The sequence below is a fragment of the Bacillus cereus genome (genome assembly GCF_002564555.1).
Taxonomy (GTDB): Bacteria; Bacillota; Bacilli; order Bacillales; family Bacillaceae_G; genus Bacillus_A; species Bacillus_A cereus_K.
Genome location: NZ_NUVD01000015.1, coordinates 247,899 through 268,333, shown reverse-complemented (window position 1 = coordinate 268,333; position 20,435 = coordinate 247,899). Strand labels below are relative to the sequence as shown.

Below are 20,435 nucleotides of genomic sequence, written 5' to 3'. Positions count from 1 at the left end.
TACATATGTTTGTGTCAATTTCATGAACAACGTACATAATATTATGCATTTTGTTTTTACAAGCTGTATAGTAAAAAAAGATAAATATCGAACGTATTCGAAGCATTGGTAAGGAAGGGAGCAAGGGTCTTGGTAAGAACTATAAATGAGACATTTTTAAAAGCATGTAGGGGGGAACGTACAGAGTATGTACCAGCATGGTATATGCGTCAAGCAGGTCGTTCGCAGCCGGAATATAGAAAGATAAAAGAAAAGTATTCTTTATTTGAAATTACACACAATCCAGAGTTATGTGCTTACGTTACAAAGTTACCAGTTGATCAATATAACGTAGACGCAGCAATTCTTTATAAAGATATTATGTCACCACTACCTGCAATTGGTGTGGATGTAGAAATTAAATCAGGTATTGGCCCAGTAATTGATAATCCAATCCGTTCTTTACAAGACGTAGAAAAACTAGGAGAAATCAATCCAGAAGATGATGTACCTTACATTCTAGATACGATTCGTTTATTAACGACAGAGATGTTAGATGTACCGTTAATCGGTTTTTCAGGAGCTCCATTTACGTTAGCGAGCTATATGATTGAAGGCGGTCCATCTCGTAACTACCATAATACGAAAGCGTTCATGTATGCAGAACCAAAAGCTTGGTTCGCTTTAATGGATAAGCTTGCAGATATGGTTATCACATATTTAAAAGCGCAAATTAATGCAGGGGCAAAAGCAGTTCAAATTTTCGATTCTTGGGTTGGAACAGTAAATGTAGCAGATTACCGCGTATTTATTAAACCAGCGATGGAGCGTATTTTCGCGGAAGTTCGCACGATGGGTGTTCCAATGATTATGCACGGCGTTGGTGCTGCACACTTAGTGAATGAATGGCACGACTTACCGCTTGATGTAGTCGGTTTAGATTGGCGTTTACCGATCGAAGAAGCACGCGCACGCGGCATTCATAAGGCGGTACAAGGAAATATGGACCCTTCATTCTTATTAGCACCATGGTCTGTAATTGAAGAACATGTAAAAGCTATTTTAGATCAAGGGATGAAAGAGCCAGGTTATATCTTTAACTTAGGTCACGGCGTATTCCCAGAAGTAAATCCAGATACATTAAAACAATTAACTACATTTATTCATGAGTACTCTAAAGAACAGTTAGCGAAGTAAAGGAGATTGGCTGTATGAAAAAGAAAATTGGTTTGCTTGTAATGGCATACGGAACGCCATATAAAGAAGAAGATATTGAACGTTACTATACACATATTCGCAGAGGAAGAAAGCCAAGTCCTGAAATGCTAGAAGATTTAACCGAGCGTTACCGTGCAATTGGTGGCATTTCTCCTTTAGCTACTATTACGTTAGAGCAAGCTAAGAAGTTAGAACAGCGTCTAAATGAAGTGCAAGATGAAGTAGAGTATCATATGTATCTTGGCTTAAAACATATTGAACCGTTTATTGAAGATGCGGTGAAAGATATGCATAACGACGGCATACAAGATGCCATTGCACTTGTTCTTGCGCCTCACTATTCTACATTTAGCGTGAAATCATACGTTGGACGAGCACAAGAAGAAGCTGAGAAACTTGGAAACTTAACAATTCATGGCATCGATAGCTGGTATAAAGAACCGAAATTCATCCAGTACTGGGTTGATGCAGTGAAAGGTATATATAACGGTATGTCAGAAGCAGAACGTGAAAAAGCAGTGCTAATCGTGTCTGCACATAGCTTACCAGAAAAAATTATCGCAATGGGCGATCCATATCCAGATCAATTAAATGAAACAGCTGATTATATTGCACGCGGCGCTGAAGTAGCAAACTATGCAGTTGGGTGGCAAAGTGCTGGAAACACACCAGATCCTTGGATTGGTCCGGATGTACAAGATTTAACGAGAGAATTAAATGAAAAATACGGATACAGTTCATTCGTATACGCACCAGTTGGATTTGTTGCGGAACATTTAGAAGTTTTATATGACAATGACTTTGAGTGTAAAGTTGTAACGGATGAAATTGGCGCGAAATATTACCGTCCAGAAATGCCAAATGCATCGGACGCATTTATTGATTGTTTAACAGATGTTGTATTAAAGAAAAAAGAATCTGTATTGTAAGAAGAAAGGGGGAACCTTCTTGAGGAAAAAAGTTGTGATCGTCGGCGGTGGCATCACTGGATTAACAGCAATGTATAAACTACAAAAAAATATTCGTGAAAAAAACTTGCCGATCGATACATTACTTATAGAAGCATCGGGTAAACTTGGCGGGAAAATTCAAACCGTTCGAAAAGATGAATTTACAATTGAACGCGGACCGGATTCTTTCTTAGCAAGAAAAGAAAGTGCAGCTGAATTAGTGAGAGAATTAGGCCTTGGTGATGAAATTGTAGAGAATACGACCGGTAAATCATTCGTCCTCGTCAACAATCGGTTACATAAAATGCCGAGCGGATCAATGATGGGAATTCCAACGCAAATTACGCCGTTTCTATTTTCCGGATTGTTCTCCCCAATTGGTAAATTAAGAGCTGGCTTTGATCTGTTAATGCCTAGATCAAAACCAGTATCTGACCAATCACTCGGGCAGTTTTTCAGACACCGCCTCGGAAACGAAGTAGTTGAAAACTTAATAGAACCATTACTATCGGGTGTGTATGCTGGGGATATTGATGAAATGAGTCTTATGTCTACATTCCCGCAGTTATATCAAATGGAGCAAAAACATCGTAGTATTTCACTTGGTATGCGTACGCTCGCTCCGAAAGAAGAGAAGGCTGCACCGAAAAAGGGAATCTTCCAAACGGTGAAAACCGGTTTAGAATCTATAGTAGAATCTCTTGAAGTGAAGATTCATGAAGGTACGGTAATGAAGGGAACACGTATTGAAAAAATCGCGAAGCTTGGTGATGGTTATACGATTACACTTAGTAACGGAAAAGAAATCGAAGCAGACGCGATTGTAGTTGCGACGCCGCATAAAGTATTGCCATCTATGTTTGCGCAGTACAAGCAGTTCCGTTTCTTCCGTAACATTCCTTCTACATCAGTTGCAAACGTGGCACTTGCTTTTCCGAAATCAGCCATTCAGCGTGATATTGATGGAACGGGATTTGTCGTATCAAGAAATAGCGATTATACGATTACAGCATGTACGTGGACACATAAAAAATGGCCGCATACAACGCCAGAAGGAAAGACGCTTCTTCGCTGTTACGTTGGACGCCCTGGTGATGAAGCGATTGTAGAACAAACCGATGAGGAAATTGTACAGCTCGTCTTAGAGGACTTACAAAAGACGATGGACATTACAATGGATCCAGATTTCACAATTGTGAGTCGCTGGAAAGAAGCGATGCCTCAATATACAGTAGGCCATAACGAACGAATGAAGAAACTCACAACATTTATGGAGAAAGAGTTGCCAGGTGTATACTTGGCAGGTAGTTCTTACGCTGGTTCTGGTCTTCCGGACTGTATTGATCAAGGTGAGAAAGCCGCAAAGCGTATACTATCTCATTTGGAGAAAGTAATAGAGACTGAATTAATCGCACAATAAAGCGAAACTTTAATAAGTGGGATTTTGTTCATCCCCACTGGTCGTTCATGCGGGATAAAATATAATAAACGAAACGCCTNNAGGCGTTTCGTTTATTATATGAAATACTTGTTAACCAATAAACATATATAAGTTATTTGGCTTTATCACCGCATCTCCCGCATAAATAACCCACTCTGTTAAGTTGTCAAAATCTAAATGATAAGAATTCCCTTCATGCATCTCTTCTATAAAATACGGTTCATTAATGAGTATTCCTTGAATGAGATCTTCTGTAATGTCTTGCATTTCAAACCACATATGTTCACTTTTTCCTTCTTCGTAACAGACTCCAAACTTAGCGAGGAAACGGAAATCTTCATTTGATTGTTCAATTTGAAAAATGTTGCTGAAATACCCGAAAGTATTCTTCGCATTGTAAGCCATACGATCGGTTTCGCTATTTGTTTTATAGAACATGAGCCCTGTAGCTTCCTCGTGTTCTTTGAAAAAGCTTTCGATATACTCTCCGGAAGTATTATATTGGAACAGAAGAACAGATGGAGATTGATGGTATTCATCTCGGGCATCCATCCCGCCTAAGAATACGTTTTGTGCATCTATAGGCTGTAGCTTCACTTCTTCATCCTCAATTGAAGATAATTGCTCCATACTCGTTTTATGTCCAATATAAGATAATCCTTTTTCCCATGGAACAGCTACTGTATGTATGGAACCTTGCTGACTATGCGCGATAACGATAGGCTCATTCATTGGGACTTGACCATTCTCAACGGCATTATTAGCAAATGTTTGAAAAAGATCGCCAATGCCGTAGTAGGAAGAAATACGATTTGGAATAATTAATTCGATTTCTGTTACGCCTGCTCTTAAAAGGCCATGTGTATGAAACCAATATTGTATAGGTTCGCCTTCTTTATCGTCTTCATAAACAGAATGAATAACGTATAAGTCAGGAATGTCAGGTAACAATTCATTTTCAACGTGATATTCAATATAGTTTCTAGATATCACTTTCATTGCTGCACTCGAATCGATTACAAATAACAAGTCTGGGGCGAGGTTCCATAAAAATTGTAACTGCTGGAAAAAGCAGCTCAGTACATCGCCTACAAATAGCGTACGAGTGAAAATTTCAGTGCCGAAAGCCGCATCTTCAAAATTACGGTCTACTATTGTGGAATCTTGTCTATTGTACATTTTATATGATTCTGGATCATCCGTTTCATCAATATGCAGTTCATACGGTATGACTTTTTCATCCATATGTAACTCAACAATAAGGCTTGTCTCATCACTATAAACAATTTTCAACTCATCAACTTTAGTAGAGATAGTTTCTAGCCGCTGTTTTAGCTGATCAATTGTAATTCTAGTTGGTATAACAGCAATCATATCTGAAAAATGACGTTCTAATGTTCCATTCATAGCTGCACGGTATGTTTCTGTTTGTACTTCCATCCAATCAACTCCCATTTAAATGAATACATTTTACATGTCGATTAAATTTCTATATTTTCTGTTTTCTCTCTCTAATATTATAGAGCGCATTCGTAGAAGCTGTAAAATTATTATTTTGTATTATAGTTTGAAAACGAGTAAATTAGATTAATTTTTTGTAAAATTTGTCGGAATAACGTTCTATATAACGAATCGTTTGATATGATAGACATGTTGAGAAAATATGAAATAGGGAGAGGAAATGGCTGTGAAGAAATTATTAAGTGTCTTTTTATCACTATCACTATTGCTATTGCTTTCATTTACTGGAACTTTAGCGCAGGCGGAAGAAACTACTTCTATGTCAGTAGAAAAAGCAATTCAAGTATTTAAGCAGCAAGGGAAAACGAAGGGGATAGTGGAAGGATATATTGTTGGATATACGCAAGGCCCTTCTAAATACACGAAGGATCCGGCTAAGTTTGACGACACAAATGTGGCAATTGCTGATTCGCCAAACGAAACGAATCCAGATAAAATTATGCCTGTTCAGTTGCCAAAAGGCGATGTGAGATCAGCAGTAAACGTGAAAGATCACCCTGAAAATATCGGAAAGAAAGTACAGCTAACAGGGACGCTTGAATTATATTTTAGTAGTCCAGGTTTAAAATCCGTAACAGCTCATAAGTTCCAAGGAGAAGAACAAAACCGTGTTAGCGATGTAGTGGCGTCACCAGGCGGCGGGGAAGTTGCGAAAGGAACAGCGGTAACATTAACAACGAACACAGAAGGAGCAACAATCTACTATACGTTAGATGGGTCTAATCCTACAAATAAAAGCGTTCGTTATAATGAACAAATTATAGTGAATGAAAATAGTGTAGTGAAAGCAATTGCTGAAAAAGAAGGGCTTACTTCTTCAGCGGTAGCGACATTTTCATTTATTATCGTAAACAATGAACCAGTTCGTATTCATGATATTCAAGGGAAATCACACATTTCTCCTTATAAAGGGAAGAAAGTAAACAATGTAGAAGGCGTTGTAACAGCGCTCGATAAAAATGGTTTTTATATAGAAGATAATAAACCGGATAATGACCTAGCTACGTCAGAAGGGATTTACGTATACAAAAAAGATGCGAATGTAGCGGTAGGAGATCTTATTCAAGTTGACGGAGAAGTAGAAGAATATGTTGGACCTGGATACGCAGAACGGTTTGAAACAGACTTAACAACGACTGAAATTAAGGCGAGCCGTGTTGCTGTAATCGTAATAGATCAACCTTTACCAGCACCGATTGTACTTGGGGAAAACGGTGTGAAAATCCCTGATCAAATTATCGATAATGATGCATTCGGTTTATTTGATCCAAATGAAGATGCAATCGACTTTTATGAAAGTGTAGAAGGTATGCGCATTACGATGCCGACGCCAAAAATTATTGCACCTCAGAAAAACGGGAATTTATATGTAACAGTAAAAAATGGTGGGGATAAAGTCGTAACGAAATATGGCACACCTCTTTTAGATGAAAATCAATTAAACCCAGAGCGTCTTTCTGTAAAAGTACCTCGTGATTATGTAGCAAAAGTAGGAGATACTTTCACTGGAGATATAACAGGGGTAGTAGGATATGATTACGGTTCATACCGCATTTCGCCAGTAACGGAATTACCAACTGTAGCAGACGGTGGATTTAAGCAAGTAGGGGCAAATATTCAGCCGCGTCTTGATAAGTTAACGGTTGCTACATATAATATTGAAAACTTCTCAGCGAACAAAAAAGAAACAACAGATGAAAAAGTAAAAGCGTTAGCGTATTCTATTAAATACAATTTAAAAATGCCAGATATTATCGGTGTAGAGGAAATGCAAGATAATAACGGATCGATTAATGACGGCACAACAGATGCTTCTTTAAGCGCAAAACGTATCATTGATGCAGTGGTAGAAATTCGCGGACCGAAGTATGAGTATGTAGAAATTGCTCCAAACAACAATCAAGACGGAGGAGCACCAGGAGCTAATATTCGCGTTGGTTTCTTCTATAACCCATCACGCGTGAAATTAGCGACAGTACCGAAGTTACTTGATAAAAACGTTGTCCGCATTGGAGACGAAAATCCATTATTTGAAAGTACACGTAAACCGCTTGCGGCAGAATTTACGTTCCAAGGACAAAACGTTGTTGTCGTTGCAAATCACTTAAACTCAAAAATAGGAGATGCAACGCCATTTGGAAAAGTACAACCACTCGTATTAAAAAGTGAAGAGAAACGAGTTCAATTAGCACAAGAAGTGAATCATTTCGTACAAGGTATTCAGAAAAAGAATACAAATGCACCAGTTGTTGTGTTAGGGGATATGAACGATTTCGAGTTCGCTAAACCACTGGAAGAACTAGAAGGAACAATCTTGAAAAATATGTTAAACACAGTGCCGAAAGAGAATCGTTACACGTACATTCATGAAGGAAATGCACAAGTGTTAGATCATATTTTAGTAACAAACAATATCGCACCGCACACAATTGTAGATCCAGTACACTTAAACTCAAACATTATGAAAGAGCACGGACGTGTAAGTGACCACGACCCAGTACTTGCTCAAATTGATTTGAAGAAGGCTTCTTAAAGTAGGGGAACGCTTAGGTAACTAAGCGTTCTTTTTTGTTTTTGCATCGTCATATAATTATAAAGAGGAAATTCCTTTTTTTATAATATGACGATAAAATTAATTGAATATTCTAACTCAATGAAAGGGAGGTGTAGACATATGGTAGCCCAACTAAATGGGAAATTAATGAATCAATTAGCAATTTTTTTGAGCATTTGTATAATAATTAAGTTTGTAGCGGATGTAACAGGTCTTACGCAACCGCTAGGTATTTATTATTTAGGCACGTTAAGCACAAACATCGCTTATACAGCATTCGGTCTAGCCATAATTTTTACTATATTGGGCATTAAAAAGGAATTAAGTAAATATGCCATTATTTCAGTATGTTCGGCGATAGGGATTCAAATCTTATATGCAGTAGTTTTTGTGGTTTTATGGATGTTGGCAGGGACACCGTAAAAAGGGGTTGCTACATAATCTGTGTAATACCACATTTCATTTTTTGAGAACTAATAAAAAAACTAATTCCTTATCTAATAAAGGAATTAGTTTTTTCTCGTGAAACCACTCAATTTGAAATTTCATGAAACGCTTTTCTACACCGATCTCTTCTTTGCAATCTTCTTCTATATATTTTTTTATCGCGCTTTACTCCTTGTATATACATGAATAAGCTAACGAGGAAGAAGAATGTACATTGCACTGTTAAAATATACGGTGACATGCCATGTAACGGTTGCTTTGGGTCATATAAATGAAAAGGTGCTCCGCCTATTGTAGGGAATATTGTATTTAGCAGGACATAAGGAATAGAGGTAACTGCAAATGGAAATAGAATCGCCATATAGTCCTTTTGGGACCATGCAGATGCAGCAAGTCCTAAAAGAGCCATTAAACCTGCAAATAAAAAATTAATTCCGATATATACAACAATGTAAGTGAGGGGAGAGTCGTAATATACGTTTGCGAACATCCCATTGTCATTTACAATGCCTGAACCCGTTGTTGGTGCTCCGTTTGGAATGGTTAATTTGCAAAATAATAACGATAAAATGAATGGAAACGTATAAAGAAGTCCTCCGCAAAAAAATGTAACGATATATTTCGTTACTGAATAAGGAAATAAGGAAATTTCTTTACTGACAAACGGTTTAAAACCATCGGACTTATCCGAGTTGTAACTTGTACTAAAGGGGAGACTCGCAATAACTGGCATCAATAATAAATAAACATCCATTTCATTATTTCGAAATCCAATCCATTGAAAAGCTGTTGTTACAAACGCATCCGTGCCGTCTCCAACATAACGAATTACATAATAATAATGATAAATAGAAATAAGAGCCAATCCACTAAAGAGAATAATTAAAGAAACACGATTACAAAAAGCTTGCTTTATATTTAAACGAAGCGCACGCATCATGACTGAAAAAGCCTCCACTATTTTGATAAACTTGTCTATTTTCTATATTACTATTAATTGTAAAGATTTTCTTGTTTTTTTATTTGATTATTTGAAAAAGCGGAATTTTGTTGTTGGTAAGTAAGGTTTATCTGTAAGAGGGTAAAATCTATTTTCTAAAATATGGTTGATAATTAAGTGTTACATTCGTAACAGAAGGATTCCATTACAAAGTATATTGGGTGAAATAAAGAAATTATTATGAGTATATTCTAGCTTCCCATAGTAGTATTCTTTTTGGTACACTATGGACAGTATGATATACATTGACTGGAATTTTTTTAAACTGGGAATAACTAAAAAAGAGAACTTGTATAGAATGTAAGCGTGTGGTAATATCAAAGGTGTACTAATTGACCGTATCATCCAATTGGTCATTTTTGGAGGTGACGATGTGGCGATAGATCGAAAGCGTTCTATTATTGAAGCTGCAACAAAGTCTTTTTCAGCGTTCGGTTATAAAGCAACAACGATGGATCAAGTAGCGAAGTTAGCGAATGTAGGAAAAGGAACGATTTATACTTTTTTCAAAAATAAAGAAGAACTGTTTGGCGAAATTATTTCTAATTTAATTACAGAAATGAAGCAAGTTGCAAAAGATGCAATTCGTTCAGATATTTCATTTTTTGAAAATGTACATAGAGCATTATATAGCATCTTAGAATTTAGAAAAGAGCATCAGCTCATGATTAAATTAATTCAAGAAGAGCGCGATATGGGAACGAAAGAAGTACAAGAAGTGATGCAACAAGTTGATGTGGAAATCGTTTCTGTTATTCAATCGTATTTAGAAACTGCGATTGAAAAAGGTGAAATTAGCAAATGTGATCCAGAAATTACAGCATTTATTATGCTTCGCTTATACGTATCGCTTATTTTTGATTGGGAAAAAAATCATGAACCGCTAGAAAAAGAGAAAATTGCAGAATTATTCGAATTTTACTTATTAAAAGGATTGTCAAATTAAGATAATCCTTTTAATTTTAATTTAGGAGGGATAATAGAAGTATTAACTTCATATTGAAGAACAATTGCATAGTATAAATTCGGGGATAAGGCATATGTATGAACAAGTATAGCCTTTTTATTTGGGTAAAAATGACCAAAGTGTGATTTTGGTCATTTTATAAAAGGGGAAACATTATGAGAGGGTATAAGTTATTTCTTAAAGAGTTTGCTGAGATTATAAAAAGTAAAAAATATTAATTCCAATTGAAGTATAAATAAAAAGCACCTAAATGGTGCTTTTTTATTTATTTAGTTTTACTAGGAGTTTATCCGCCATACTTTAGCTGTAGTTCTTTATTGTTCTTCAGTACATTTTCGAACTGTTCTTCATATCCCTTTGGAAATAAGACGCCTAATCCATACGAATGTGTAAATTCTAGATGAGGGTATTGTGCTTTTAAAGTATTCCATAATACATGAACACCAAACCCATTTTCGAAAACGGATATATCATGAAATAAAATAATACCGTTCTTTTTAAGTTTTGGTAACCATGTAGCATAATCGTGTGAGACAGCCTCAAATGTATGAAACCCATCGATATGTAATAAATCGATGCTTTCATCTTCAAATTGATCTAAAGCATCATCAAATTTAGAACGAATCGTTTTTCCGATTCCTGGATAACACGTGTTCAGCACATGTGTTACGGTTTCAAAGACATGTTCTCCATAGTAACCACCGTGTGGGTCCCCTTGCCAAGTATCGATTGCAGTACATTGTGTTGAAAGCTGTTCGTCTTTTACGGCCTGACAAAAGCTATAGAAAGATGAACCAAAATATGTTCCGAGTTCTACTATTTTTTTAGGTTTGAAAAATGTGACGAGATCATATGCAAATTTATTGTGCCCAGCCCATGGCGAAGAAGTCCTAACAGATGGAGCAACTTGGTCCACTTCAAATATAGGATCATAATAAATCCAGCGCATTCATATTCCTCCTTGAATTTTAATTCATTCCTTTCAATATATGTGAAAGATAATCGGATAGAACATGTCGATTTTATGTGAAAATCCCTTTCGATTCACCTTAGAAGAGAAGGGAATCGTAAAAAAGGATTACAAATATTTGAATAGAATCATATATAAAGAGGAGGGGCTATGAGAAGAAATTTTAACTATTATTTCATACTGTATCCATGCATCTATTTCCTAGTTTTCACAATATCACCTATTCTGTTTCGTAAAGAAGAATATACAAGTGTAAACGATACTTTAGCATTTCTTGCATTCTACTATTTTCTTATAAGCATAGGTTATGCTCTGGATCTTTTCAGTGAAAAAGACAAGGAAAAGGATAAATAATAAGGAGGAGAAAAATGACCGCTTAAAAACGATTCCAGGTCAAAAGAAGAAAAAACTAGTATTGTTAGAGCATTTAGTTAGCAAATTAAATGCAGAGAATCAATATACGGAAAAAGAAATGAATACATTCATCAAACAATATCATGAGGATTTTTGTACGATTAGACGTGAATTTATTGTATATGGGTTTATGGACAGAGAGGATAATATGTACTACATAAACGAGAGAGAAGTTTGGACGAAATGGGAGGAGTTAAAATAATGGATCAGCGGGGGATGCCCACTGATTATGAATCCGTGCTAGTTGCACAGTTTCTTTGTAGTAAGTCTATGAACTCTTCAACATTTGAACTTGTAATGTATCCAAGCGTTATATATTCATCTTCATAGTAAAATATTATTTTTTTGTCAAAGATTCTTCGCTTCGTTTCTATAGATAAAATTTTTTTATACTCAAATTCGGCAATGAATGTGTTTTTATATTGGCTAAAAAAGAGAAGTCTTCTATTAGTAGCAAGTAGAGTGCCTGGATATGGCACTTTATGTGTATTTATATAGTCAGTAAGTGAACATTTTAAAGTAGATAAAATCTTTTCATCTTTATGTAATAGTTGTTTGGCAGCTGTTAAAATTGGATTCATTGTATACACTCCTTTTATTTAGATGTACAAATATTTTATCAAAAGTGAAAAGATTCTCAATATGTAATGTTGCATATTGAGAGTTTTGGTTTAATGACTCCAGTATTATTTTTGAAGAAAAGGTACGAGGTGATTCAGTGATACGAGTAGCAAAAGAGGTTGATGCGGAATCCATTATGGAGATTAGAAAAGAAATTATATTATCGGAAAGTACTACAAAGTTCTTCATAGTATCTCCAAATAAAGTACCAAATGATATTGATGCAGAAAGAGAAAAGATACGGAAAAGCAATGAAAAAGGTAATCTTTACATCGTTTATGAAGTAGATGGTGAGGTAGTTGGCTTTTTACTTTTCACTCGATATGAATTAGAACGCTTACGACATGCAGGTACAATGGGAATGGGGATTAGAGAGGTGTACTGTAATCAAGGCATTGGTACGAAGCTAATTAAATTTCTTATTAGTTGGGCTAAAGGACAGAAAGGTTTAGAGAAAATTTGCTTAGGCGTAGTTTCTATTAATGACCGGGCGATTAAGGTGTATAAGCGTATGGGATTTGTGGAAGAAGGGAGGCAAAGAAAGCAAATTAAATATGAAGATGGATCATATGGAGATGACGTATTGATGGGGTTTTATATTGAATAAAAAAAGAGGAGTCTGCCATTAGTAGCAAGATAACATGCTTGAATACGGGATTTTATGAGTAATCGTATAGTCAGTGAACATTTTAATGAAAAGACTGCCAATATTGACAGTCTCTTTTTAGTGGAAATGTTAACACTTAGCAAATCTTAAGTTCCAGTCGATCTTTCTGACGAAGATGATGAGCAAAATGCATAGAAATAAGCTGGAACCATTCGGCTGCATTTAAGTAACCAAGCCCAGGATGTTCGACTTTACAATCACTTGGAATAGAAGTAAGTGTTGCTTCAGTATTTTTTACAATTGTAATTAATTCTAGAAATTGTTTCTGCACGTCTTCTTTGTTAGAAGGGTTTTCAGGTGTATACCCCGGATGACCTGGCACTTTGATTTGTATGTCTGGGAAAGCCCCCAGTACATATACTTTTTCACCCATATCCGTTTTCTTGTTAGTTACTGATGGTGTTTCAGTTTTACATTTCGCGATTGCATCTAACTGCATATATGTAGAGGCAATTAAATGATTATACATTTGACCGAGGGACCATTCCTCACTAGAAGGCTTCATTCTAAATTGTTCTATAGAGTACTTTTCTAATTCCTCTATGTAATACGTTGCTAACTCCTCAAATTTCTTCATATTGCTAACTCCTTTTTATGAAAATGTATTTGTTAATACCTATAATAAAAGAGGGCTACTGACAACATTATGTCAGTAATAAAATGAAAAAATTAAAGTTTTAACATTTTTTTTGCTTCATCGCGGATTTTTTCAGAAAGAACTTTTGGCTCAAGTACTTGCACTTGGCTCCCCCAGCTCAATACCCATTGAAATACTTCGTCTATGTTTCTTGATTTCAAAAAGACGTGAAAACCACTATCTCTATACTCATATGAATCTATAAAAAAATATCGTGATTCAATAATTTTATGTGCAATATGAGATGGAAACAATAAATGGATTGTAACAGTACGATTGCTTTCAGGCTTATAGTTTTGTAAAGAAAAGTCTTTCGGTTTTGTAAAGAATTCTTGTTCTTGCTGTAACGTATCCATACGATCTAAACGAAAATTACGTATTTGTTTTCGAAGTAAACAATGGGCAACGATGTACCAAATTCCTGAAATATTGACTAAACCGTAAGGATGGACGGTCCGCTTTATTTTTGTAGTTTCTCTTGGTTTACGATAAGAAAAAGAGATAGCCTGTTCTTTTTGAATAGATTCTTGCAACAGGAGAAGTTGATTTTCTAGTTTTTCTTGTTCAGGTTGCTGATGTGAAAATATAGGAGAAAGGAAACGGAAAGTTCCACGTAATTCCCGGGCTTTCTTTTTTTGATCGGCAGGAAGGACAATTTCAAGTTTTTCTTTTGCCGATTGCGCATGTACAGAAAAAGAAGAAGTGAAAGTTTTCTCGATATAATCACCGCCTAGTAAAAGAGTAACAGCCTCTTCAGGCGTAAGTTGAATGGGGGGCAAGAAATAACCATCCATTAATGAATAACCGTGGCCAGGCATTGAAAAAATAGGAACACCCGATTCATTAAGTGCATCCATATCTCGATAAATAGTTCTTATACTTGTTTCGAATTTTTCAGCTAAGCTTTGTGCTGTAACAGTTTGTCTTCTTTGTAATTCAATTAATATAGCTAACAAACGATCTGTCCGATTCATGAAATGTCACCCTCTATTTTTATAAATATGCCTACTGTAAACTTCTAAAAGTAATATAATTTCCCCTCCTATTAACAGACTTTCCCCTATGTATAATATTAATATAGTAAAATCATAACAACCTATATTGCAGTTTCCAATAATATACTATATAATCAGGATAAGAAAACGTTTTCATGCAAAGGGGGAGAATTTCGTGTCGACTATCGAGGACGTGGCGAAATTAGCGGGGTTATCAAGGACAACGGTTTCTAGGGTGATTAATAATCATCCATATGTTTCAGATGAGAAGAAAAAAAGGGTTCAATTAGCAATGAAGCATTTAGGCTTCGTTCCTAATTCTGCGGCGAGAAGGCTTCGTAAACAAAAAACGGAAACAATTGCGGTGCTAGTTCCAAGGATTACAAATCCTTTCTTCAGTCGATTTATTGAAGCAATCGAGATTGCTGCTTCTGAACATAAATATAAACTGATTATTTGTCAAACAAGATATTTACCGGAAAAAGAGATGGAGTATTTACAATTATTATCTACGAAACAAGTAGACGGGATTATTCTATGTTCATTAGAAAATCCATGGGAAGAGGTAGAGCCATACTTACAACACGGTCCAATCGTGTTATGTAATGAATATATTGAGGAAGCAAATGTTCCAACGGTGAAGTTTGATCATGCGCAAGGGGCATACATAGCTGCCAAGCATGTGTTAGAACAAGGATATCGTAATCTTATTTTTTGCCGTGGTAACGAAACCAAAGTTGTTAGCCAACAGCGCAAGATGGGCTTTTTACGTGCTATTACTGAAAAGAGTAGAGAAGTGGAAGCAATCGATTTTCTTGAAAACGCTTTCTCTTGGGATGATGGCAAGAGAATATTCCATGAAGTATTAAAGGACAAAAAAAATCCTACCGCGATTTTGGCAGGAGGCGACGAGGTAGCAGCTGGAATTATTTCAGAGGCGAAACGCCATGACTGGAGTATCCCAGATGATCTCGCTGTTATCGGTTTTGATAATCAAATTTTATCACAAATTACAGAGCCGGGTATTACGACAATTGAACAGCCAATCGATGAGATGGCCCGAAAAGTTGTCGACTTAATGATGGATAAAATCCATACGAAAAATTATCGAAAAAAAGAATTGTATGAGTTTGAACTGGAGCTCTTGGTGAAAGGTTCAACGATGAAGGATACGATGTTATTAGCCTAGTAGACTATGTCTGTTAGGTTTTTTTATGTTCACAAACTACTATTCTTCGTGAACGCAATCATCACATTTGTTATGGTATGCTTCGTGCTGCTCATCAATTTCTTTCCCGCAATTCGCACAAGTTTTCGTCGGTAAATTTCTGAAAAACTCCATTGGTTGATCGATCATGTCAATCCCTCCATTTCCATTTCTTACTATCATTGTATTAGTACAAAAAATAAAAGTCAACAACTGTTTTATAACAAATTGAAAATTAATGAAAAAGTTTAGGAAATGGATTATAGTTAACAATGTAGGATGTACGTAAAAACTGCATTTCTACTCGGCTTTAGAAAGGAAGGATACATATGAAAATGACTGTTGTCGGCTTTTGGGGCGGCTTTCCAGAAGCGGGAGAAGCAACGTCGGGGTATTTGTTTGAACACGATGGTTTTCGTTTACTTGTCGACTGTGGTAGTGGTGTACTAGCACAGCTTCAAAAATATATAACACCAGCTGATATAGATGCAGTTGTACTGTCACACTATCATCACGATCATGTTGCAGACATTGGGGTATTGCAATATGCGAGATTAATTACAAGTGCGACAAAGGGACAACTACCGGAGTTACCGATATACGGTCATACGTTTGATGAGAATGGATTCCATTCTTTAACGCATGAACCGCATACGAAAGGAATCGCGTACAATCCAGAAGAAACACTTCAAGTTGGACCGTTTTCCATTTCATTCTTAAAAACTGTTCATCCTGTTACATGCTTTGCGATGCGTATTACAGCTGGCGATGATGTTGTAGTATACAGTGCGGATTCCAGTTATATTCCTGAATTTATTCCGTTCACAAAAGATGCTGATCTTTTCATTTGTGAGTGTAATATGTATGCACATCAAGAGGCTGCAAAAGCAGGGCATATGAATAGTACAGAAGTAGCAAGTATTGCGAAAACTGCGAATGTAAAAGAACTTTTATTAACGCACTTGCCGCATACAGGCAACACATCTGATTTAGTAACAGAAGCAAAACAAATTTTCAGTGGCCATATTACGCTAGCACATAGTGGCTACGTATGGAACTCATGAGGTGATATGATGTTATTTATTGATAATAAAGGGATTACCGATCCTAGAATAAATTTAGCAATTGAAGAATATTGTGTGAAGAATTTAGATATTAACGAAACATATTTACTGTTCTACATTAATGAGCCTTCGATTATCATTGGTAAAAACCAAAACACAGTAGAAGAAATTAATGCAGATTACGTAAAAGAAAAAGGTATTCATGTCGTTCGTCGTCTATCAGGCGGAGGCGCAGTATATCACGATTTAGGAAACTTAAACTTCAGCTTTATTACGAAAGATGATGGAGACAGTTTCAGCAACTTCAAAAAATTCACAGAGCCTGTAACGAAAGCGCTTGGTAAATTAGGCGTAAATGCAGAACTAAGTGGTCGTAACGACATTTTAGCTGAAGGTAGAAAAATTTCAGGTAACGCGCAGTTCTCAACGAAAGGTCGTATGTTCAGTCACGGTACGTTACTGTTTGACTCTGAAATCGATCACGTTGTATCAGCACTGAAAGTAAAAATGGATAAGATTCAATCAAAAGGAATTAAATCAATCCGTAGCCGCGTTGCGAATATTACAGAGTTCCTAAACGAAAAAATGACGACAGAAGAGTTTAGACAACTTCTTCTAGAAACAATTTTCGAAGGGGAAACAGAAATTCCAACGTACGAATTAACAGAAGAGGATTGGAAAGAAATCCATAAACTTTCTGAAGAGCGCTACCGCAATTGGGACTGGAACTACGGAAAATCACCGAAGTTCAACTTACAACATTCACACCGCTTCCCAGTTGGACAAGTTGACGTTCGTCTAGAAGTGAAAAAAGGAACAGTAACAGAATGCAAAATTTACGGTGACTTCTTCGGCTCATTAGATGTTCATGACATTGAAGAGCGTTTAACTGGCGTACAGTTTGATAAAGATGCATTCACTGTAGCTTTAGAAGGTGTAGATATCGCACGTTACTTCGGTAATATTACAACAGAAGATTTCTTACATTTATTCTTCTAAAAGTGAGGGGGCTGTCATAACTGGCAGCCTCTTTCTTTTTGCGTAGATTGTCTTGTCGGTAAGTCAATATAATTTCACTTACCCTAAAATCACAGGACATTTGCCCCTTGTAAAGGAATATATATATTCAAAAGGAGGCGGATCGAGATGAAAAGAGTAATGTACGTTGTATTATTGCTCGGCCTAATCATCGGAATGACAGCTTGTAACGATGAAACGTCCTCAAGTCGCACACTGTTATCTATTGGAAAGCCAGCGACAGATAATGTTATATATTTTACGCATACAGATAACAGACGAAAGATACAGGAAATACAAGACATGTTTCAAAATAAGAAGTGGAAAAGAAATGAAACATTCAGCACTGTTAATAAGACACCAGATGTCGTCTTTTCAATAGATGAAGACAATACAGGGTTACCGACATTATATGTTACAGTTTATTTTCATGAAAATGGAGCGGATGCAATCAATCTGTATGGGGAGCATACGAGCTTGAATAAAGAGGAACTAGCAAAACTTATAGAAAAGATGAATGCATATTATCCTAAAATGATTTTAGGGCTAGTTTCATAATTTGCTGGTAAGTGGAATCCCCTTATTTTTCCAAAGCAAACCAAGAGGAGGTGATCTGTGTATATGCAGTTAATAGAATATCACTTGCCACTTTAATTTTCTTTTAATATAATTAATTTAGAATTTTTAAATATTCTAAATTTTATAAAGGTGGGGTTTGTGTGAATCTCGTTCAATCTTTGGCTGAAACGGCAAAAAAGAAGGGGGATAAACCGGCTTATGTATTTATGGATCAGTCGGTCTCGTATGACCAATTAAACAAAATGGTCACGAGGTTTTCTAGCAATTTAGCAAAAATGGGCATTGGAAAAGGGGACAATGTCGCATTAGTTGTTGGGAATTCACCACATTTTTTGGTCGGTTTATACGGAACAATGAAAGCTGGAGCTACTGTCATTCCAGTTAATCCAATTTATACAGCAGACGAAATACATTACATTTTACAAAATGGAGATGTAAAAACAATCATCGTACTCGACGTCCTTCTACCTGTTATACAATCTCTTACAACAAGACTTCCTTCACTTGAAAATATCATCATATGCGAAACCTCATCAGATTTTAATCATATAGAAACTGAAAAAATGAAAACGTTTACTAGTTTTATAGGAACTGGAGATACAACTTACGAAGGTCCTGAACTAGATGAAGAAGATGTAGCGGTTATCTTGTACACTTCAGGTACAACGGGAAAACCGAAAGGCGCTATGCTGACACATAAAAATTTATATAGTAATGCGAGCGACGTAGCGTCGTATTTACGATATACGGCTGATGACCGCGTCGTTGCGGCCTTGCCGATGTTCCACGTATTCTGTTTAACAGTTGCGGTAAATGCACCGATTGTGAACGGGGCGACAATTTTAATGTTACCGAAGTTTAGTCCAAAAGAAGTATTCCGTATTTGTCGTACGTATGAACCAACGATTTTTGCTGGTGTACCGACGATGTACAATTACTTATATTTATTTGAAGAAGCGAGCGCAGAAGATGTGAAGACACTTCGCCTTTGTATTTCAGGTGGTGCATCAATGCCTGTTGCGCTTCTGAAAAACTTTGAAAAACGTTTTGACGTAATTGTTTCAGAAGGATACGGTTTATCAGAAGCATCACCAGTTACTTGTTTCAATCCGTTAGATCGTCCGCGTAAACCAGGATCAATTGGCACAAATATTTGGCATGTAGAAAATAAAATTGTGAATGAACTTGGGGAAGAATTACCTGTTGGTGCAGTTGGGGAACTAATTGTGCGCGGGCCTAACGTTATGAAGGGTTACTATAATGCGCCAGAAGATACAGCTGCGACATTAAAAGATGGCTGGCTGTATACAGGTGACTTAGCGAAAATGGATGAAGAAGGTTACTTCTATATCGTTGATCGCAAAAAAGATATCGTTCTAGTTGGTGGTTATAACGTATATCCTCGTGAAGTAGAAGAAGTATTATACACGCACGAATCAGTAGCGGAAGTTGTCGTAATCGGCGTACCAGACGAAAACTTAGGAGAAGCAGTACGAGCTTACGTCGTTCTAAAGCAAACGAACGTAACAGAAGAAGAACTCATGCATTACTGCACGTTACATTTAGCGAAATATAAAGTACCAATGAGTATTGAATTTTTAGCAGAATTGCCGAAGAATACAACGGGTAAGTTACTGCGAAGAGCATTGAAAGAAAAAGCGATGCAAGTGTAAAAATAGAGGCAACCACCGTTATGAAGGTGGTTGCCTTCGTATTTTTTAGCATTGGTTAAGCTATGATGCCATATATTTAAACCGTAATATGACCAGTAGGGAGGAGATATACGTGGAGCAAAAGGAATTACGTTTGCGGCGAGTGCAATATCTGATTTGTGACATTATGGATGAAATGAATGCTGAAAATGAGAAGAAGAACTTAGAAACATTGCAGCAAGTAATCGACCAGCTCTCAGGAGCAATTGGGGATTTAGTAGATCCATCAGGTACGTATTCTATTGATTATTTAGAGAGGAAAGTTCATACGGCGCACTATTTATTATTTCAAAATGATCGTAAAGCATATTTGTGTAACAAATAAACATTCAGCGTATAACGGGATGTTTATTATTTTTAACACTTATTGATAATAGTTATCAATCAAGAAGTGAGTGGAACGTATTTCAGTCAATCAATGGATTTGCTAATAATAAAGCCCGAAATAAAAGCCTTGCTACATGCTTGTAGTAAG

22 protein-coding genes are annotated in these 20,435 nt (G+C 36.3%); 15 read left to right on the top strand and 7 right to left on the bottom strand.

Annotation, left to right across the window (positions count from 1 at the left end; genetic code table 11):
- Nucleotides 1-129: 129 nt before the first annotated feature.
- The 3 genes from hemE to hemY are packed head-to-tail and all read left to right on the top strand — an operon-like array spanning nucleotide 130 to nucleotide 3,567.
- Nucleotides 130-1,176 carry a uroporphyrinogen decarboxylase gene (gene hemE / locus COI75_RS08445; protein ID WP_000252622.1) on the top strand — a complete coding sequence of 349 codons (1,047 nt, stop codon included), beginning with the start codon at nucleotides 130-132 and terminating at the stop codon, nucleotides 1,174-1,176.
- Nucleotides 1,177-1,190: 14 nt separating this feature from the next.
- Nucleotides 1,191-2,126 (top strand): ferrochelatase, encoded by a 936-nt coding sequence (hemH, locus tag COI75_RS08440; protein ID WP_000726804.1) that lies wholly within the window; start codon nucleotides 1,191-1,193, stop codon nucleotides 2,124-2,126.
- 19 nt (nucleotides 2,127-2,145) lie between these two features.
- On the top strand, nucleotides 2,146-3,567 hold the full coding sequence (gene hemY / locus COI75_RS08435; RefSeq protein ID WP_001228094.1) for a protoporphyrinogen oxidase: 1,422 nt from the start codon (nucleotides 2,146-2,148) through the stop codon (nucleotides 3,565-3,567).
- Nucleotides 3,568-3,678: 111 nt separating this feature from the next.
- On the opposite strand, the gene COI75_RS08430 is transcribed toward hemY, so the two are convergent.
- Nucleotides 3,679-5,028 (bottom strand): DUF4026 domain-containing protein, encoded by a 1,350-nt coding sequence (locus tag COI75_RS08430; RefSeq protein WP_000453691.1) that lies wholly within the window; start codon nucleotides 5,026-5,028, stop codon nucleotides 3,679-3,681.
- 241 nt (nucleotides 5,029-5,269) lie between these two features.
- On the opposite strand from COI75_RS08430, the gene COI75_RS08425 reads away from it, so the two are divergent.
- Together COI75_RS08425 and COI75_RS08420 are read left to right on the top strand one after the other, a co-directional pair.
- A complete protein-coding gene (locus COI75_RS08425) occupies nucleotides 5,270-7,642 on the top strand; it encodes a DUF6359 domain-containing protein (protein WP_098448301.1) in 2,373 nt (790 codons plus the stop codon).
- A gap of 141 nt (nucleotides 7,643-7,783) precedes the next feature.
- Nucleotides 7,784-8,086 carry a hypothetical protein gene (locus COI75_RS08420; protein ID WP_098448300.1) on the top strand — a complete coding sequence of 101 codons (303 nt, stop codon included), beginning with the start codon at nucleotides 7,784-7,786 and terminating at the stop codon, nucleotides 8,084-8,086.
- Nucleotides 8,087-8,195: 109 nt separating this feature from the next.
- On the opposite strand, the gene COI75_RS08415 is transcribed toward COI75_RS08420, so the two are convergent.
- Nucleotides 8,196-9,050, bottom strand: coding sequence for a hypothetical protein (locus COI75_RS08415; RefSeq protein ID WP_098448299.1), 855 nt, complete (start codon nucleotides 9,048-9,050; stop codon nucleotides 8,196-8,198).
- Between the two features lie 433 nt (nucleotides 9,051-9,483).
- Here COI75_RS08415 and COI75_RS08410 point away from each other — a divergent pair, with 433 nt between their 5' ends.
- A complete protein-coding gene (locus COI75_RS08410) occupies nucleotides 9,484-10,056 on the top strand; it encodes a TetR/AcrR family transcriptional regulator (protein WP_000963383.1) in 573 nt (190 codons plus the stop codon).
- A 307-nt stretch (nucleotides 10,057-10,363) separates the two neighbouring features.
- Here the strand turns inward: COI75_RS08410 and COI75_RS08405 are convergent, their stop codons facing one another.
- On the bottom strand, nucleotides 10,364-11,026 hold the full coding sequence (locus COI75_RS08405) for a class I SAM-dependent methyltransferase (RefSeq protein ID WP_098448298.1): 663 nt from the start codon (nucleotides 11,024-11,026) through the stop codon (nucleotides 10,364-10,366).
- Between the two features lie 171 nt (nucleotides 11,027-11,197).
- On the opposite strand from COI75_RS08405, the gene COI75_RS27250 reads away from it, so the two are divergent.
- Nucleotides 11,198-11,401, top strand: a complete 204-nt coding sequence (locus COI75_RS27250) for a hypothetical protein (protein WP_098385074.1) — start codon at nucleotides 11,198-11,200, stop codon at nucleotides 11,399-11,401.
- Nucleotides 11,373-11,663: a DUF2087 domain-containing protein gene (locus tag COI75_RS08395; RefSeq protein ID WP_000753631.1), complete on the top strand. Its 291-nt coding sequence runs from the start codon at nucleotides 11,373-11,375 to the stop codon at nucleotides 11,661-11,663. The genes COI75_RS27250 and COI75_RS08395 overlap by 29 nt, the downstream gene beginning before the upstream one ends.
- Before the next feature lie 25 nt (nucleotides 11,664-11,688).
- On the opposite strand, the gene COI75_RS08390 is transcribed toward COI75_RS08395, so the two are convergent.
- A complete protein-coding gene (locus COI75_RS08390; protein WP_001068213.1) occupies nucleotides 11,689-12,042 on the bottom strand; it encodes a PH domain-containing protein in 354 nt (117 codons plus the stop codon).
- Nucleotides 12,043-12,179: 137 nt separating this feature from the next.
- On the opposite strand from COI75_RS08390, the gene COI75_RS08385 reads away from it, so the two are divergent.
- On the top strand, nucleotides 12,180-12,689 hold the full coding sequence (locus COI75_RS08385; RefSeq protein WP_098448296.1) for a GNAT family N-acetyltransferase: 510 nt from the start codon (nucleotides 12,180-12,182) through the stop codon (nucleotides 12,687-12,689).
- Nucleotides 12,690-12,825: 136 nt separating this feature from the next.
- On the opposite strand, the gene COI75_RS08380 is transcribed toward COI75_RS08385, so the two are convergent.
- Entirely contained in the window at nucleotides 12,826-13,326 is a 501-nt protein-coding gene (locus COI75_RS08380; protein ID WP_098381242.1) for a DinB family protein, read from the bottom strand.
- 92 nt (nucleotides 13,327-13,418) lie between these two features.
- Nucleotides 13,419-14,360 carry a helix-turn-helix transcriptional regulator gene (locus COI75_RS08375; protein WP_098381243.1) on the bottom strand — a complete coding sequence of 314 codons (942 nt, stop codon included), beginning with the start codon at nucleotides 14,358-14,360 and terminating at the stop codon, nucleotides 13,419-13,421.
- A gap of 196 nt (nucleotides 14,361-14,556) precedes the next feature.
- On the opposite strand from COI75_RS08375, the gene COI75_RS08370 reads away from it, so the two are divergent.
- On the top strand, nucleotides 14,557-15,570 hold the full coding sequence (locus COI75_RS08370; protein WP_000103729.1) for a LacI family DNA-binding transcriptional regulator: 1,014 nt from the start codon (nucleotides 14,557-14,559) through the stop codon (nucleotides 15,568-15,570).
- A 39-nt stretch (nucleotides 15,571-15,609) separates the two neighbouring features.
- On the opposite strand, the gene yhfH is transcribed toward COI75_RS08370, so the two are convergent.
- Complete coding sequence (gene yhfH / locus COI75_RS08365; protein WP_000567011.1) at nucleotides 15,610-15,738, bottom strand: protein YhfH; 129 nt, start codon at nucleotides 15,736-15,738, stop codon at nucleotides 15,610-15,612.
- 179 nt (nucleotides 15,739-15,917) lie between these two features.
- On the opposite strand from yhfH, the gene COI75_RS08360 reads away from it, so the two are divergent.
- The 5 genes from COI75_RS08360 to COI75_RS08340 all read left to right on the top strand — a co-directional run bounded on the left by COI75_RS08360 (nucleotide 15,918) and on the right by COI75_RS08340 (nucleotide 20,285).
- Nucleotides 15,918-16,652, top strand: a complete 735-nt coding sequence (locus tag COI75_RS08360) for an MBL fold metallo-hydrolase (protein ID WP_000784648.1) — start codon at nucleotides 15,918-15,920, stop codon at nucleotides 16,650-16,652.
- Nucleotides 16,653-16,661: 9 nt separating this feature from the next.
- A complete protein-coding gene (locus tag COI75_RS08355; RefSeq protein WP_098381244.1) occupies nucleotides 16,662-17,651 on the top strand; it encodes a lipoate--protein ligase in 990 nt (329 codons plus the stop codon).
- Nucleotides 17,652-17,798: 147 nt separating this feature from the next.
- A complete protein-coding gene (locus tag COI75_RS08350) occupies nucleotides 17,799-18,227 on the top strand; it encodes a hypothetical protein (RefSeq protein WP_098381245.1) in 429 nt (142 codons plus the stop codon).
- Nucleotides 18,228-18,388: 161 nt separating this feature from the next.
- A complete protein-coding gene (locus COI75_RS08345) occupies nucleotides 18,389-19,921 on the top strand; it encodes a fatty acid--CoA ligase family protein (RefSeq protein WP_098381246.1) in 1,533 nt (510 codons plus the stop codon).
- Between the two features lie 112 nt (nucleotides 19,922-20,033).
- Entirely contained in the window at nucleotides 20,034-20,285 is a 252-nt protein-coding gene (locus tag COI75_RS08340; protein WP_000435467.1) for a hypothetical protein, read from the top strand.
- Nucleotides 20,286-20,435: the final 150 nt, after the last annotated feature.